General features: G+C 60.6%; 15 protein-coding genes. 4 read left to right on the plus strand and 11 right to left on the minus strand.

Going from position 1 to position 16,015, the window contains the following annotated elements:
- Nucleotides 1–140: 140 nt before the first annotated feature.
- The 6 genes from BUB78_RS01375 to BUB78_RS01400 form a co-directional block, all read right to left on the minus strand.
- Nucleotides 141–617: a paraquat-inducible protein A gene (locus BUB78_RS01375; protein ID WP_245813323.1), complete on the minus strand. Its 477-nt coding sequence runs from the start codon at nucleotides 615–617 to the stop codon at nucleotides 141–143.
- Entirely contained in the window at nucleotides 614–1,360 is a 747-nt protein-coding gene (locus tag BUB78_RS01380) for an ABC transporter ATP-binding protein (protein ID WP_073194182.1), read from the minus strand. The genes BUB78_RS01375 and BUB78_RS01380 overlap by 4 nt, the downstream gene beginning before the upstream one ends.
- Entirely contained in the window at nucleotides 1,357–2,130 is a 774-nt protein-coding gene (locus BUB78_RS01385) for an MlaE family ABC transporter permease (RefSeq protein ID WP_073194597.1), read from the minus strand. The genes BUB78_RS01380 and BUB78_RS01385 overlap by 4 nt, the downstream gene beginning before the upstream one ends.
- Before the next feature lie 8 nt (nucleotides 2,131–2,138).
- The gene (alr, locus tag BUB78_RS01390; protein ID WP_073194183.1) at nucleotides 2,139–3,176 is read right to left on the minus strand and encodes an alanine racemase; all 1,038 of its coding nucleotides are present in this window, start codon (nucleotides 3,174–3,176) and stop codon (nucleotides 2,139–2,141) included.
- Nucleotides 3,177–3,324: 148 nt separating this feature from the next.
- Nucleotides 3,325–3,438, minus strand: coding sequence for an entericidin EcnA/B family protein (locus BUB78_RS01395; RefSeq protein ID WP_073194185.1), 114 nt, complete (start codon nucleotides 3,436–3,438; stop codon nucleotides 3,325–3,327).
- Between the two features lie 29 nt (nucleotides 3,439–3,467).
- Entirely contained in the window at nucleotides 3,468–5,294 is a 1,827-nt protein-coding gene (locus tag BUB78_RS01400; RefSeq protein WP_073194187.1) for an extracellular solute-binding protein, read from the minus strand.
- Nucleotides 5,295–5,594: 300 nt separating this feature from the next.
- Here BUB78_RS01400 and BUB78_RS01405 point away from each other — a divergent pair, with 300 nt between their 5' ends.
- From BUB78_RS01405 to BUB78_RS01415, 3 genes are all read left to right on the plus strand, one after another.
- The gene (locus BUB78_RS01405; protein ID WP_073194600.1) at nucleotides 5,595–6,368 is read left to right on the plus strand and encodes a 3-hydroxybutyrate dehydrogenase; all 774 of its coding nucleotides are present in this window, start codon (nucleotides 5,595–5,597) and stop codon (nucleotides 6,366–6,368) included.
- 340 nt (nucleotides 6,369–6,708) lie between these two features.
- Nucleotides 6,709–7,152, plus strand: a complete 444-nt coding sequence (gene aroQ, locus BUB78_RS01410) for a type II 3-dehydroquinate dehydratase (protein WP_073194189.1) — start codon at nucleotides 6,709–6,711, stop codon at nucleotides 7,150–7,152.
- Nucleotides 7,149–7,904 (plus strand): LuxR family transcriptional regulator, encoded by a 756-nt coding sequence (locus BUB78_RS01415; RefSeq protein ID WP_073194191.1) that lies wholly within the window; start codon nucleotides 7,149–7,151, stop codon nucleotides 7,902–7,904. The genes aroQ and BUB78_RS01415 overlap by 4 nt, the downstream gene beginning before the upstream one ends.
- A gap of 365 nt (nucleotides 7,905–8,269) precedes the next feature.
- On the opposite strand, the gene tsf is transcribed toward BUB78_RS01415, so the two are convergent.
- Both tsf and rpsB read right to left on the minus strand, forming a co-directional pair.
- A complete protein-coding gene (gene tsf / locus BUB78_RS01420) occupies nucleotides 8,270–9,142 on the minus strand; it encodes a translation elongation factor Ts (RefSeq protein ID WP_073194194.1) in 873 nt (290 codons plus the stop codon).
- Between the two features lie 75 nt (nucleotides 9,143–9,217).
- On the minus strand, nucleotides 9,218–10,006 hold the full coding sequence (gene rpsB / locus BUB78_RS01425; RefSeq protein ID WP_073194195.1) for a 30S ribosomal protein S2: 789 nt from the start codon (nucleotides 10,004–10,006) through the stop codon (nucleotides 9,218–9,220).
- A gap of 259 nt (nucleotides 10,007–10,265) precedes the next feature.
- On the opposite strand from rpsB, the gene BUB78_RS01430 reads away from it, so the two are divergent.
- On the plus strand, nucleotides 10,266–10,964 hold the full coding sequence (locus BUB78_RS01430; RefSeq protein WP_073194197.1) for a DUF502 domain-containing protein: 699 nt from the start codon (nucleotides 10,266–10,268) through the stop codon (nucleotides 10,962–10,964).
- 77 nt (nucleotides 10,965–11,041) lie between these two features.
- On the opposite strand, the gene BUB78_RS01435 is transcribed toward BUB78_RS01430, so the two are convergent.
- From BUB78_RS01435 to BUB78_RS01445, 3 genes are all read right to left on the minus strand, one after another.
- A complete protein-coding gene (locus BUB78_RS01435; RefSeq protein WP_073194198.1) occupies nucleotides 11,042–12,445 on the minus strand; it encodes an MATE family efflux transporter in 1,404 nt (467 codons plus the stop codon).
- A gap of 97 nt (nucleotides 12,446–12,542) precedes the next feature.
- Nucleotides 12,543–13,802, minus strand: a complete 1,260-nt coding sequence (locus BUB78_RS01440) for an NAD(P)/FAD-dependent oxidoreductase (RefSeq protein ID WP_073194200.1) — start codon at nucleotides 13,800–13,802, stop codon at nucleotides 12,543–12,545.
- Entirely contained in the window at nucleotides 13,799–15,985 is a 2,187-nt protein-coding gene (locus BUB78_RS01445) for a dehydrogenase E1 component subunit alpha/beta (RefSeq protein ID WP_073194202.1), read from the minus strand. The genes BUB78_RS01440 and BUB78_RS01445 overlap by 4 nt, the downstream gene beginning before the upstream one ends.
- Between the last annotated feature and the right edge of the window lie 30 nt (nucleotides 15,986–16,015).

The following is a 16,015-nucleotide window of genomic DNA, read 5'->3' on the forward strand; positions in this document are numbered from 1 at the left end:
CAAGGACTACGCCTTCAAAGCTCACGTGAAGTCCAGGCCATGGCGCGCTTACTAGCCGAAACTCAAGGGATTGAATTGGTCAAGTCTGCGTAAAGTCCTGAAAAGGCTCACGTTACTGCGTGATATCTGTTTCCAAATGCTCAACAGATTTGGTCGTTTTCACGGCATTTTTTTTCAGTTATCCAGCCGATGAGCACCGAGGCGATCACGCAAAAGCTGAACAGGTAAAGCCCCCAGGCGGTTTCGATCCGGCCAAGCCCCGCAGAGCGCGACAGGATGATGTAAAGCGCGATCAGGAACACATCCGCCATCGCCAGCTTGCCCATCACCTGAAGCACCGGCAACACCCGCCGCTCCAACAGGTGAAAATGGATCAAGGCAAGGCCGATGGTCTTGAGGTAAGGCGCGAATAGGGCAAAAACCGTGACCAGAAGCGCAAGGAACACATCCGCCTCCCAGAGGCTTTGCAGGCCGGTGATGACGCTGATCTCATCGAGTGCGAAGAACGGCAGGATACCCGCACGGATAAGCGGCGCGAACCAGGCGACGGGAAAGAGGACAAGCAGCGAAAGATTGGCCAGTCTGAGCGCCAAAAAGGCCACTTGCCGCCCTGTCACCTGACCGCCTCGATCGGCCCCTCGGCGCGGCCGTGGATAAACTGGTCAAGGTAGGGATCGCCGGAATTGTCCATTTCGCTGACCGGACCAGTCCATTTGATCACCCCGTCATGCAGCATGGCGATATTGTCGGCAATCGCGCGCACGCTCGTCATGTCATGGGTGATGGTCATGGCCGTGGCGCCCATCTCAACCACGATCTCGCGGATCAACTCGTTGATCACCCCCGACATGATCGGATCAAGCCCCGTGGTCGGCTCGTCGAAAAAGATGATCTCGGGCTCGGCGGCGATCGCGCGGGCAAGGCCGACGCGCTTTTGCATGCCGCCCGAAAGCTCAGCCGGAAACTTTTCGGCCACGTCGGGTTTCAGACCCACTCGGCGCAGCTTCTCAATTGCGATCTCGCGGGCCTCTTCTATGGGGCGCGCCAGCGAGCCGCGCAACAGGCGAAAGGCTACGTTTTGCCAGACGGGAAGCGAGTCAAACAGGGCGCCGCCCTGAAACAGCATGCCAAAGCGCGCCAGGAACGCGTCGCGGTCGCCGGTGGTGACATCCTTGCCATCCAGCGTGATAGTGCCGCTATCGGGGGTGATCAGGCCGAGGATGCATTTCAGGGCAACGGATTTCCCGGTGCCGGACCCGCCGATGATCACCATCGAGGTGCCCGATTCAATGGTCAGGTTCACGCCCTGAAGAACGTGATTGTTGCCAAAGGCTTTGCGGACGTCGGTAAGCTCTATCATGCTGAGAAAAACAACTCTGTCAGAAGGTAGTTTGACGCAAGGATAAGAACGCTTGCGGCCACCACGGCGGTCTTGGTGGCACTGCCGACACCCTGTGCGCCGCGCCCCGAATTCATCCCGTAATAGCATCCCATCAGGGCCACGATAAAGCCAAAGACCGCGCCCTTGATCATGCCCGAAATGACATCCCAGTTTTCAAGGAAATCAATCGTGTTGTGCAGATAGGTCGCAGCGCCGAAATCAAGCCGCCCGACGCCCACGAGAAAGCCGCCCATGATGCCAAGGGCATCGCCCACACCGACCAGCAGAGGCAGGGCAAGCGTGGCTGCAAGAACGCGGGGCAGGGTGAGGTATTTCATCGGGTTGGTCGACAGTGTGGTCAGCGCGTCGATCTGCTCGGTCACCTTCATGGTGCCGATTTCGGCGGCGATGGACGAGGCAACCCGCGCCGCAACCATCAACCCGCCAAGCACCGGCCCAAGCTCTCGCGTGAGGCCGATGGCGACAATCGAAGGCACCACGGTTTCGGCATTAAAGCGCGCGCCGCCGGCATAAATCTGAAGCGCAAGCGCGCCGCCGGTGAACAGCGCCGTCATGCCCACGACCGGCAGCGACAGCCAGCCGATCTGCACCAAAGCATGGCCAAACTCGCTCCAGTAAAACGGCGGGCGCGCAAGATGGCTTACGGTGCGCATGGCAAAGAGCGCAATCCGCCCGACGGCCGCCAAGGCGCTCAGCACGTACCGCCCGATCGCGGCCAGGAATGACATAAACACCGTCATCCGCCCAGATATCGCCGCATGTAGCGCGCCCCCAATGATGTCAGAATTTCATAGCCGATGGTGCCTGCATTATCGGCCAGCGTGTCGATGCACTGATGCCGGCCCAAAAGCTCAAACGTTTTCGGATCATAGCCAAGGTCGGTGATATCAACGCCAATCAGATCCATCGAAATGCGTCCGGCAACAGGGCAGGGGGTATCCTCGGCCCAGAGCACGGTCTTGGGCCCCATGGCGCGAATGATACCATCGGCATACCCGCCCGAGATGGTGGCAATCCGCGTGTCGCGGGCGGCGGTGAAGCTGTTGCCATAGCCGACGGTTTCACCCGCAGTCAGATCGCGGCACTGAATCACCGGAATATCAAGCGTCACCACCGGGCGCGCATCGACGAAGGGGCGTCCGCCATAGACGCCGATCCCCGGACGGCTCAGGTCAAAGTGATAGGCCTCATCCAGCAGGATCGCGCCGGTATTGGCAAAGCTGCGCGGCACGTCGATATCGTCGGTCATCTCGAGGAAGGCCGCAAGCTGTTGCGGGTTCATCGCATGGTCCGGCTCGTCGGCGCAGGCGAGATGGCTCATGATCAGGCGCGGCTTTTGCGCCATGGCGATCTGGCGCACGGCGGCCCATTCGCCGGGTTCCATGCCAAGCCGGTTCATGCCGCTGTCAAGCTGAATGCCAAAGGGCTGATCCGGCAGGGCCTCGACGTGGCGGATCAGCTGATCCAGCGAGTTGATCATCGGCACAAGATCCATGTCGCCGATCATATCGGCATCGCCGCGCATATGGCCGGAAAACACATAGATCGTCGGCCCCGGTCCAAGGGCCTCGCGCAGGGCGGCGCCCTCTTCGGCGACGGCGACGAAAAAGCTGCGGGCGCCGGCGCGGGCAAGGGCGCGGGCGACACGTGTGAGGCCAAGCCCATAGGCATCTGCCTTGACCACAGCGGCGGTTTCGCCCTCGGTCATGGCATCCAGCGTGCGCCAGTTGGCGACAATGGCATCAAGGTCAATGGTAAGGATTGCGGTGCTCATGGGCAGGTTTTGACAGGATGGGCGTGAGGGTCAAGGGGAAAGCGCGTGCGCAAGGTACCGTTGGTCGTATATGGCGCCCAGATCGAAATACCCCGGTGCCAAAGGCCCGAGAGAGGGAAGGGACAAGGAAGGTAAACGTGCCGCGCCGTCAGAACCAGCTCTGAACGCCGCGCGCTGCACCGGATATGTCGCGACCCACACCATCCACGGTGGCACAACCGGCCATCAGGGAAATAAGGGCGAACGCAATCAGTTTTCGCATGCTCCTGCCTATCGTTTATTGCCTGTTTTCTAGTCTGCCTCGTACCACCATACCTCGGGAAGAAATCCAATTCCATCCCCGTAGATCGGCAGGTGGTCGCTTGGATATTTCAACTGTGACTTATGAGCAATACGCCCGACGCTATATTGATGGATCGGGATCACATAGCGCCCGGCGGTCAGCACCCGGTCAAGCGCGCGGGTGGCGGCGACGAACTCGTCGCGGTCCCTGGCCTGAAGCATATGGGTGATCATCGCCTCGGCGGCGGGCGAGACCATGCCCATGAGGTTGCGGCTTCCGGGTTGATTCACGCCTTGCGAGCCCCAATAGAACATCTGTTCGTTGCCGGGGCTGAGCGACAGAGAGCGGCGCATGAGCGTGAGGTCAAAGTCATACTGTGCCTCGCGCTCTGCGTATTGCGCCTTGTCGGTCATCTGGGTGGTGAGGGTGATGCCAAGACGCTCAAGCGCGCGGGCATAGATATCCATCATCGCCGTCGCCTGACCGATCAAGCCGTCCTGTTGCAACAAGACCGTCAATTCAAGCGGTTTACCCTGTGCATTCGCAAGGCGGCCGTCCTGAACCGTCCAGCCGGCCTCGTTCAAAAGCGCCATTGCGGCGCGGATGTTCTTGCGGTTGCGCGCGGTGCCGTTGCTTACCGGAAGCGCGTACCCCTCAAGCGCGCCGGGCAAAAGCGTGTCGGCGAAGGGCGCCAGCAGCTCGCGCACCCGGCCGCTGGCGGGGCCGTGATCCATCGCCAGCTCTGAATTCGAGAAATACGAGGTGATGCGCGGCTGGCGCCCGCCGGTCAGGGTGTCGTTGATATATTCAAAATTGAACGCCGTGATCAGAGCCTCGCGCACCCGCCAGTCATCCAGCGGCGCGCGCCGGGTGTTCATCACAAAGCCGGTCATGCCCGAGGGTTTTTGATGCGGCACCTCTGATTTGACGATCTCACCGCGCTGAACGGCGGGAAAATCGTATTCATTGGCCCAGGCATCGGCGTTGAATTCGCGCACATAGCTGATCAGCCCGGCCTTGAACGCCTCTTTCAACACGGTGTCATCGCCGTAAAACTCGATGCGGATTTCATCAAAGTTGTTGGTGCCGCGCCGAAACGCCAGATCCTTGCCCCAATACTCGGGATTGCGACGCAGCACGACAGAGCGGTCAATATCATAGCTCTCGACCACGTAGGGGCCGGTGCCAAGCGGGATATCCTCTATCCCCGCCTCACTTATATCGCGGCCCTGCCACTGGGCCTTTTGCAGGATCGGGCGCAGGCCGGCGAGAAGGGCCAACTCGCGGTCCTCTTCATTGAAGGTCAGGCGCAGGCTGCGCGGGCCGGTCTGGGCGATGTCGGCGACTTTTTGCCAAAACCCGCGATAGCGCGGGTGCCCGTTTGTGCCAAGCTCGCGGTAAGACCAGATCACATCCTCGACGGTAACCGGGCTTCCGTCAGCGAATTGCGCGCCCTCGCGCAGGGTGAATTCGACCCATTCGCGATTCGGCCCGGTCTCGACCGATTCGGCCAAAAGACCGTAAAGCGTGAACGGTTCGTCCCAGGATCGCCCCATCAGGCTCTCGTGTGTGAGGCTTGCCAATTGCCACGGCGCGGTGCCGCGCAGGATGAACGGATTGAGCGAATCAAAGCCGCCGACATTGCCGGTGACGGCCTGTCCGCCCTTGGGCGCGTCGGGGTTGGCATAAGGCAGAGACACAAAATCAGGTGGTAGGGCAGGATCACCATACATAGCTATGCCATGGGCGGGCTCCGCCGCGCCCGGTGTGGCCATGACGGCCAGCGCGCACAGGACCAATCCGGCCCAGGCAAAGCGGAAAATATCTGATCTCATTTTGGCGACAATCCCCAATAATCCTTGTTTCTCTGGCCCGGACCCTAAGGTTGGATTCATGCATTATCAAACTTTTAGCTTGGACTGCGGCGCCGGATTGCTTATAAAGGTCTTACTGCTCGATAGGTTTCTTGCCTGTATGAAACCTGCCTCAATAACTTGACGCCCGCTTCGCGCGGGCGTTTTTTTTGGCCAGAGCCATCCCGGTTTTCGCCTTTCAGGGACGTGATCGCCAAGCCTCGTGCAATTCGCATCTGCAGCACCTATGCTGCACCTGCAACACGAATTGGGAGAATGGGCATGAGCGTCAAAGGTAAAACAGCAGTCATCACCGGATCTAATTCCGGCATCGGTTTGGGCATCGCCCAGGAGCTTGCACGCGCGGGCGTGAACGTGGTTCTTAATTCCTTTACCGATTCGGACGAGGATCACGCGCTTGCGGCAAAGATCGCCAAAGAGCACGGCGTCACCGCGCGCTATATCAAGGCGGATATGTCGGACGCCGAGCAATGCCGCGCCCTTATCCAGCAGGCGGGCACCTGTGACATCCTGATCAACAACGCCGGCATCCAGCACGTCGCGCCGATCGACGAGTTTCCGACCGACAAGTGGAATGCGATCATTGCGATCAACATGAATTCGGCGTTTCACACCACCGCCGCCGCGCTCCCGAAGATGCGCGCCGCCGGCTGGGGCAGGGTGATCAATATCGCAAGCGCGCATGGCCTTACAGCAAGCCCTTATAAATCGGCCTATGTGGCCGCCAAGCACGGCATCGTCGGCATGACCAAGGTCGTGGCGCTTGAAACCGCGCAAGAGCCGATCACCGCCAATGCGATCTGTCCGGGCTATGTTCTGACGCCGCTGGTCGAGGCGCAGATCCCCGACACGATGAAGAAATACGACATGGATCGCGACGAGGTGATCAAGAAGGTGATGCTTGAACGCCAGCCCTCGAAAGAGTTCGCGACGGTGGAACAGCTTGGCGGGACCGCGCTTTTCCTTTGCTCGGATGCAGCGGCGCAAATTACTGGCACCACGATCAGTGTCGACGGCGGCTGGACCGCGCTTTGACGCGCAGGACCGGGCGATGCGTAAATGTGTAATCGCATTGCCCGGTATTAATCTTAACCAGCGCGCGCGGCGGCCAGTACGTTAATTACGCATAATCCGTATTATGTAAACTAAATGACATCCACGGAAACGAGGCGACCTATTTATTACGCCTTTTTAGTCACTTGCAGGCCAAACCTCAGGTGGCTCCAGTGGGATTTACATCGTTGACCTCGCATGAATGGCAACCTGTCGCGTTGATCAACTCGGACACACCCCAAAATGTAAACGATTGCAGTGCCTAGCGGGTCTCGACAGATCGACGATTAGCAGTTTATGACGAATGTCTAGGAGCACTGACATGACCGCAATTCTGATCCTGAACGGCCCGAACCTCAATCTCCTTGGCACACGCCAACCGGATGTCTACGGCCATACCACCCTTGCCGATATCGAAGCCATGTGCCGCAACAAGGCCAAGGCCCTCGGGGTTGAGCTTGGCTTTGGCCAAAGCAACCATGAAGGCACGTTGGTGGATGAGATCCACGCCGCCCGCGGACTTTATAACGGCATCATCCTGAATGCCGGTGCCTATACCCATACCTCGGTCGCGCTGCGCGACGCGATAAGTTCGGTCGAACTGCCGATGATCGAACTGCACCTGTCCAACGTGCATGCCCGCGAAGAGTTTCGTCATACGTCTTTCCTCTCGGCCATAGCGGTGGGCGTTATCTGCGGCTTTGGGGCCAAAGGCTATGGTCTGGCGCTAGAGGCGATGGTTGGTCATCTGGAGACTGCTGGATGATCGAAGCCAAAAAGGTCAATGCGCTGCTGAATGCGTCAAGCATCGAAGAGCTGTGGAGCATCCATACTCAGTATATGGCCGAATATGGGTTCGACAGATTGATTTACGGCTATACGCGCTATCGCACGGCGACCTCTTTGGGCAATCCCGACGACTTCGTGGTTCTGACCAATCACAGCAACGAATATACCGATGTCTTCATTGGCGAAGGTCTGTATTTTCAGGCGCCTATGGTCCGTTGGGCGCTTGAAAACGAAGGCGCCTGTTCGTGGTCGCGCCTTAGGGAAATGACCGAAGACGGCACGATGTCACCAGAGGAACAAAAGGTTTACGATTTCAACCGGGCGCAGAATCTTGCGGCGGGCTATTCGATAAGCTTCAAGTCGCTTTCACCGCGCACCAAGGGCGCGATTGCGCTGACCGCGCGCCCCGGTCTGAGCCAGTGCAAAGTCGATGAGATGTGGCAGCGGGATGGCGAGAGCATCATGGCGCTGAACAACCTGGCGCATCTGCGTATCCTGTCCCTGCCCTATACCGCGCCGGGCCGTGGGCTGACGGCGCGCCAACGCGAGGTTCTGGGTTGGGTCGGCGATGGAAAGACCGTTCAGGACATCGCCCTTTTGATCGGTCTGACACCGGCCACCGTGGAAAAACATTTGCGGCTGGCACGTGCGGCATTAAATGTCGAAACGACGGCGCAAGCGGTTTTGAAAGCTGCATTTCAGAATCAAATATTTTTTCTGGAAAAATAAATTTTTCGATAACAACAAGTTATAAGATGGTATGGAATTCCATACTTTCATGACCCTACGTAAAATAGCATGATGGCACCGTTCCGTGAGTGGTGGCTTTATAGCCCGGGAACATGGGGATGGTTCTACCTTTTTATTATGGGAAAAACCGTCCTTCCGGTCCTACCGGATGTCGGCCGTCTGCCTTTATTTTTCAAGGTGGGCGGTCGACGCACCTTGACCGTCGTTTCATCCCCAATAGACGACCGGTTGCATTAGCGGCGTTGCCCTCACGGGCAGCGCCGCTTTTGCTTTCCAGCGCACGCAACCAAAAAGGGCGCCCCCGCGAGAGGACGCCCTTTGAAAAGGACTTCTGTTGCCGGGCCTTAGCCCTGCGCAACCTTGGCCACTTCTGCGGCGAAATCTTCTTCTTTTTTCTCGATGCCTTCACCTACTTCAAGGCGAATGAAGCCGGTGATCTCTGCGCCCGCTTCCTTGGCGGCGGCCGCGACGGTAAGGTCGGGGTTCATCACAAAGGCCTGGCCCAGAAGGGTCACTTCGGACATGAACTTGGCCATGCGACCAACGATCATCTTTTCGATCACCGCATCGGGCTTGCCGGATTCGCGGGCGATCTCGATCTGAACCTGCTTTTCCTTCTCGACAACTGCCGGGTCAAGCGAGGCCTCATCGAGCGAGGCGGGGTTGGTGGCGGCGATATGCATCGCAACCTGACGACCAAAGCCCGCGTCGCCCTTCAGAGCAACCAGAACGCCGATCTTGCCCATGCCATCAGCAGCGGCGTTGTGGACATAGGACACAACCGTGTCGCCCTCAAGCGCGGCCATGCGGCGGACCGACATGTTCTCGCCGATGGTGGCGATCTTGGCGTTCACGGTGTCGGCAACGTTCTTGCCACCCATGTCGGCCGCCAGAAGCGACTCAAGGTCAGCCGCGCCAAGGGCCGCCTTGGCGATCCCGGCAACCATGCCCTGAAACTCGGCGTTTTTCGCAACAAAGTCGGTTTCCGAGTTCACTTCAACGGCAACCCCGCGGCCACCCTCGACCTGAACCGCAACAAGACCTTCGGCCGCGGTACGGCCCGATTTCTTCGCCGCTTTCGCAAGGCCCTTGGTGCGCAGCCAGTCAACCGCGGCTTCCATGTCGCCATCGGTTTCGGTCAGCGCTTTTTTCGCGTCCATCATGCCTGCGCCCGTCGAATCGCGCAGTTCTTTTACCATTGCAGCTGTGATCGCCATCTTGGCTCTCCTCAAATCAGTCAGGGATTGAGGGCAGGCTGATCCCCTGCCCTCATGTCAATGTCGTGACGTCGCTTAGCCTTCGGCTGCGGCGGTCTCGGCGGGTGCGGCCTCGGCGAGCACCTCTTCCATCGGGGCCTCTTCCATGGCGCCAAGATCAACGCCGGCGGCGCCCATCTGCGCGGTCATGCCGTCAAGTGCCGCGCGGCTCACCAGATCACAGTAAAGCGCGATGGCGCGGGCCGCATCGTCGTTGCCGGGGATGATATAATCGATGCCGTCGGGCGAGCAGTTGGTGTCGACAATCGCCACAACCGGAATGCCAAGCTTGTTGGCTTCGGCAACGGCCAGGGCTTCTTTTTTCACGTCGATGACGAACAGAAGGTCCGGCACGCCGCCCATTTCACGGATCCCGCCAAGCGAAGCCTGAAGCTTGCCCTGGTCACGTTCCATGCCAAGACGCTCTTTCTTGGTCAGGCCTTCGGCGCCGCCTTCAAGGGCTTCGTCGATCTGCTTGAGGCGCTGGATTGATTTCGACACGGTCTGCCAGTTGGTCAGCGTGCCACCAAGCCAGCGGTGGTTCATGTAATACTGTGCGCATTTGTCTGCGGCTTCGGCGATCGGCGTTGCGGCCTGGCGCTTGGTGCCGACAAACAGGATGCGGCCGTTCTTGGCAACGGTTTCACGGATCACATTCAGCGCCGCGTCCAGCATGGGAACGGTTTGCGTGAGGTCCATGATGTGGATGCCATTGCGCGCGCCATAGATGAACTCGCCCATACGGGGGTTCCAGCGTTGCGTTTGGTGGCCAAAGTGAACGCCAGCTTCAAGCAGCTGACGCATGGTGAACTCGGGAAGAGCCATGGTCGTTTCCTTTTCCGGTTTTCGCCTCGGTACGGGGTGAGAAGCGGGATGCTTCAACCGGTGGACAAACAGGGATGTCTCCCCCATTGGCCCGCCCATACCTGCGGATTACAATGCCGCGCGTATACCGCCCGATGCACGAACGCGCAACCCCTGCCCCCGGATTTTCACGCGCCCGCGCGGGGCCGCGTACATTGGGCCATTGTCGCAGGGCGCCATTGCCCTTAGATACCTGCAAGGCTCAGCATTTGGATACCCGATGACCACCCCCTTTGACGAACTGCAAGTCCCCGCCAAGAAACCGCGCCGCTTTGCCGGGTTGCGCGCCAGTTTCCTGACCGGCCTTGTGGTGATTGCTCCGGTCGGCCTGACGCTCTGGCTGATGTGGACGATCGTCGGCTGGGTCGACGGCTTCGTCCTGCCGCTCATTCCGCACCAATACCAGCCCGAAGAATATTTCGGCATCAACCTGCGCGGCGTCGGTCTGATCATCTTCCTGATTTTCACCGTAGTTGTCGGCTGGATTGCCAAGGGGCTGATCGGGCGTTCGCTGATCCTCTTTGCCGAATCGCTTGTGAACCGGATGCCGGTGGTCCGCTCGATCTATTCGGGCGTCAAACAGATCGCCGAAACCGTTTTTGCCCAATCCGAAAGCAGCTTCGAGAAAGCCTGCCTTATCCAATACCCGCGCAAGGATATCTGGGCGATCGGCTTTATCTCGATCGAGGCCAAGGGCGAGATCAACCAAAAGGCCCAGACCGGCAGCAATCTGGTCAGTGTCTTCGTGCCGACAACGCCAAACCCGACCTCGGGCTTCCTGCTGTTCTTTCCGCGCGAGGATGTGATCGAGCTCGACATGAGTATCGAGGATGCGGCGAAACTGGTGATCTCGGCGGGCCTCGTTTACCCCGGTCAAGGCAAGCCCGCCGAGGACCGCACCAAATCAAGGGCAACCTGAGCCTTTCATCGGTCCCGAATTACTCAAAATAAAGCGGGCCAACCCAAATCCTGCGCATCAAACTCTGGCACATTCACCTAACGGTAAGAGCGGTTCGACATCACCTGCATCCGCATTTCCGGGCAGGTATACTGTCCCCGAAGCGGATCACGGCAGGGCGCCTGAATCACCCTGAGCCCAAGCCAGATCGCGACCGTCGCGAAAACGGCCCCGCCAAAGGCCTGACCGATGAGCACGCCATGCGCCCCCCAGATTGCCCCGAACGCCAGAACAAAGGGCATGGTGCCAAGCGTCTGGCGCGCCCAGTTCACGCCGGTGGAATAGCCCGGATGCCCAAGGTTGTTGAATGACGCGTTCGAGACGAAAATCGCCCCGTTGAAAAACGATGCAAGCGCCAGCGGTCCGCAGTAGAGATACAGCAGCGAGCGCATGGTGCCGGTGGCGTCGAAAAGCCCGGCAATCGGGGCGCGCAGCACGAACAAAAGCGCCGACATCACCAGCACGTAAATCGCCAGGAACTTGAGCCCTTCAAAAAACGTTTCCTGCACCCGGTCCAGACGCCCTGCCCCAAAGTTCTGACCGAAAATTGGCCCGATTGCCCCTGACAGCGCAAGAACCACCGAAAACACCACCGGCACCATCCGGTTGATCACTGCCAGACCGGCGACCGCGTCATGGCCGTATTTTGCCATCTCGCGGGTGACAATCGCGGTGCCCACGGGCGTCGCGACGGTGCCAAGCACCGCCGGCAAGGCAATCCCCGCCGCCTCGCGGAAATCGCGCGCCACGCATTGCGGGCGCGGCACTACAAAGGCCCGGTAGCGAAACACCGCCAACCCCATGGCCATCGCCATTGTCGCACCCCGCGCCGCCACGGTGGCCAGCGCCGCCCCGTTCAGGCCCATGCCGAGCGTAAAGATCAAAAGCGGGTCAAGCACCGCATTGACCCCGCCGCCCAAAAGCGCCGGATACATCGCGCCGCGCGCATCGCCATAGGCGCGCAATACCGCCACTGCGACCATCGAAAGGCCCGACACCATGGTCGTGGGCAGGATGACCCAGAGATAGCCTGCCGCCAGCTCCGCCACCTGTCCTGTCGCCCCGACGAGGGCCAGCAAAGCCATGATGTTGGGCAGGGCCAGGGCCGGAAGGAGAATGCCCACCACCACCGAAATGACCGCCACGCTGCTGGCATATTCACGGGCGTCAAGCGGCTCGTCTGCGCCGGTCGCGCGCCCGACAAGGGCGCCTGCGGCAATCGACAGGCCGATATTAACGGCGCTGAAAAAGAACATGATCGTGCTGGCATAGCCCGCGGCAGCCGCCAGTTCATCGCGCCCCAGCATCGAGATGAAAACGATATCCAGAAGGTCGACCGCGAAGATCGCCATCAAGCCGATGCTTGAGGTGAACGACATGACCGATACATGCCGCATGAGGCTGCCTTGGGTGAAACTCGCACCGGTATCCTGAAGGGCCATGTCCTGCTCCGAAATCTGATCTGGAGGGTGCACATATAGCCAATGCGCGCCGACGCAATGGGGAGCGGGACAACAAACAGTGACTGTGCGCCAATGGCTAGCTGCGCGCCGCCCCCAAATGGACAAGCCGCGCGCCGGTTTCGTAAAACAGCGTCTTCAGGGTGCAGAACCTTTCATTATACATATCAACGCCCGGCACCGGCAGTCCGCTTTCGTCGTCGCTCAGCAAGGCCAGGGCCGCCGCGCGACCAAATACCGTGCCCGGCCCGATACCCCGCCCCGAATAGCCAAAAACCGCAAGCCCCTCGCGCCCAAGCCGCAAGATACGCGGCAAATGGTCTTGGGTCATGGCGATCTTGCCGCTCCAGGCGTGCTCGATCTCGGAGCCGGCAAGCCGGGGAAAGAGCATGGACAGCTTGCGCTCGGCCCAATTGGTATGGGTCACGGCCTCGCTTCCCATGCCGCCAATGATGACGCGCCCGGCCTCGTCGCGGCGGATCGAGGTCATGATAAGCCCGGTATCCCACGCCCCTTCGCCGCCCGCCAGAATATCACCGGCAAGGTTCGTGCCAAGCGGCTTGGTGGCCAGTTGAAAATACTGCACAACCGGCACAGTTGGCATCGACATATGCGCCAGCGGCTGGTGATAGGCATTGGTTGCCACCAAAAGTCGGCGCGCCCGGATCTTGCCAGAGCGGCTTGTGACCACCCATTGACCGCCGTGCCGCGCGGCACCGGTGACGGGGCTGTTCTCGTAAATCCGCGCGCCCTGCTCTGCGGCGGCCCGCGCAAGGCCGCGCGCATAGGCCAATGGCTGAATCGTACCCGCACGCGCATCAAAGAGTGCGCCGCCAAAAGCCGCGCTCGCGGTGCGTTTGGCCACCTCATCCGCCGCAAGGTATTGCACCGGCGCGCCGCGCGCCTGCACCTGCGCCAGGCGCGCCTTGAGTTGGGCCTCGCCCTTCGGGGCATGCGCCAGATGCAAGGTGCCCGCGCGCCTTGGTTCGCAGTCAATCGCGTGGCGCGTGATCACATCAAACACCACATCCGGCGCGCCGCCCAGAACGGTATTGAGATGCTCTCCTGCCGCCGCGCCGAGAGCGCGGCACACGTCATCGGGCGGCAGCCACAGGCCGGCATTGACCAGCCCCACGTTGCGCCCCGATCCGCCGTGGCCGACGGTGTTGGCCTCAAGCACGGCCACCGTGGCGCCCTGCCCCGCAGCCGCAAGCGCCGCCGAAAGGCCCGTAAACCCGGCGCCGATAATCACAAGGTCAACGCCAAGGTCGCCCTGAAATCCCGGCGCTTCAAAGCTTTCCCTGGCGCTCTGCCGCCAAAGATTGCCAAGCCGGCTCATTTGCGCAACATCCGCTCTGCGGCGGCGATGATCGACGCCTTTGACGGCATCGTGACGCCATAAGCCGGGCCTGTGGCGATAAAGCTGTCCTCGGCCACCTCGCGCGCCACGGGCACGTCAAGGCGTTCGCCAAAGAGCGCGGCAAGCGCCTCGGCCTGCCCGCCGGTGCGGCGACATTCATCAACGATCAGGATGCGATCACAGCCCTCAACCGCTGTGAAAAGCGCCTCTTCGGCCAGCGGCGCGATCCAGCGCAGATCAATGACCCGCACCCCTTCGCCAAGCTCTGCCATCGCCTGATGGCTCAGGTAACAGCCATTGCCATAGGTCACGATTGCAAGTTCGGTGCCTGTGCCGGTGATGCCCACCTGCCCGAGCGGCGCGCTTGCGTCGGGCCCCGGATAGGCCCGCATCCAGCCGCCATCGCCCGGCGTATTCAAATCGCGCATCGGATAAAGCGCGATCGGCTCGACCATCACCACGACGCGGGCCTCTTCGCGGGCCAGCCGGACCGCCTCTCGGTACATGAGGACCGCGTCATAACCATTTGAAGGGCAACCAATAACGATGCCAGGGATGTCGCGCAGAACCGCCAGAGAGTTGTCGTTGTGAAAATGCCCGCCAAAGCCCTTTTGATAGCCAAGGCCCGCGATTCTTAGCACCATCGGATTGGTAAATTGCCCGTTCGAGAAAAACGAAAGCGTCGCCGCCTCGCCGCGCAACTGATCCTCTGCATTGTGCAGATAGGCCAGAAACTGAATTTCCGGCATCGGGATATAGCCGTTCTGCGCCAGCCCCAGCGACAGACCCAGAATGCTTTGCTCGTCCAGCAGGCTGTCGATCATCCGATGCGCGCCAAAGCGGGATTGCAACCCCTTGGTGATGCCGTAAACCCCGCCTTTGCGGCCAATATCTTCGCCCGCCATGACGATTTCGGGATAATGCAGCATAAGGTCGCTCAGGCCGAGGTTGATCAGCTTGTTCATCGGCTGTGGCGCCTCAAGCGCACGCATGTCCGACGGGCCGAACGATGCGGCACGCGCCTCCGGGTCGGGGCCATTGACGCGCGCCAACTCTCGCTTGGGCGGGATGATTGAGGCCATGACATCCGCGGCGCTGCTCAGCTTGGGGCGCTTGATAGCCTCTTGACCCTTGGATGAGGTTTCATCGAAAACAGACTGATAAAGCTCAAGAATATCCGTTTTCGTAGCGCACCCTTCGGCGATCAGCCGCGCCGCAGTGTAAAGCAACGGATCATGCGCCTCACCGGCCTCGATCTCGGCCATCGGGCGATAGGCGGCCTCGACATCCGGCCCCGCATGCCCATAAAGCCGCACGCAGGACATATGCAGAACCGCCGGTTTGCGCATGCGGCGGACCCAGTCGGCGGCCTCGCGGGCGGTTGCATATGTCTCGGCCGGATCAAGCCCGTTGCAGGAGAAATACCGCAGGCCGGGGCGCGATTGCAGGACCGCCGAAACCCAGCCCTCTGGTGATTTAACTGAGATCCCTATGCCATTGTCTTCGCACAGAAAAAGCAAAGGCAGCGGCGCGCCCTGCCAGCTTGTCCAGCCGGCGCAATTCAGCGCGCCTTGCGCCGTCGAGTGGTTCATCGAGGCGTCGCCGAAGCTACAGAACGCAATCGCATCGGGCGCATATTCCGGCGCGGGCGGCGGTGAGCGGCGCATAAGGCCGATGGAATAGGCCGCCCCAACTGCCTTGGGCAGGTGGCTGGCGATGGTCGAGGTTTGCGGCGGAATGCTCAGGGCCTTGCTGCCCAGAACCTTGTGCCGCCCGCCGCTGATCGGGTCGTCGGCAGAGGCGGTAAAGCTCAGCAGCATGTCCCATATCGGGTCCTCCCCCGGCACCTGCTGCGCGCGCGCCACCTGAAACGCGCCGTCGCGGTAATGCAAAAACGCCGGATCGGTGGGGCGCAGGGCGCTTGCCACTGCGGCCACGCCCTCATGCCCGCTTGATCCGATGGTATAAAACCCCTGCCCCTCGGCCTGAAGGCGGCGCGCGACGCGGTCAAGCTGGCGGCTGATGACCTGCGCGCGAAACAAGGTTAACAGCGCCGCGTGATCAAGCCCGGCCTGCCTCGCCGTGAGCGCAGAAAGCGCGGGCAGATCGCCCGCGCCAACGCGTTTCAGGAAATTTTCGTGAACGATTTCTGCGCGATCCATGAAAGCCCTATGCCAAAGGTTTTCGCCGAC

The organism is Roseovarius marisflavi (assembly GCF_900142625.1).
GTDB lineage: Bacteria > Pseudomonadota > Alphaproteobacteria > Rhodobacterales > Rhodobacteraceae > Roseovarius > Roseovarius marisflavi.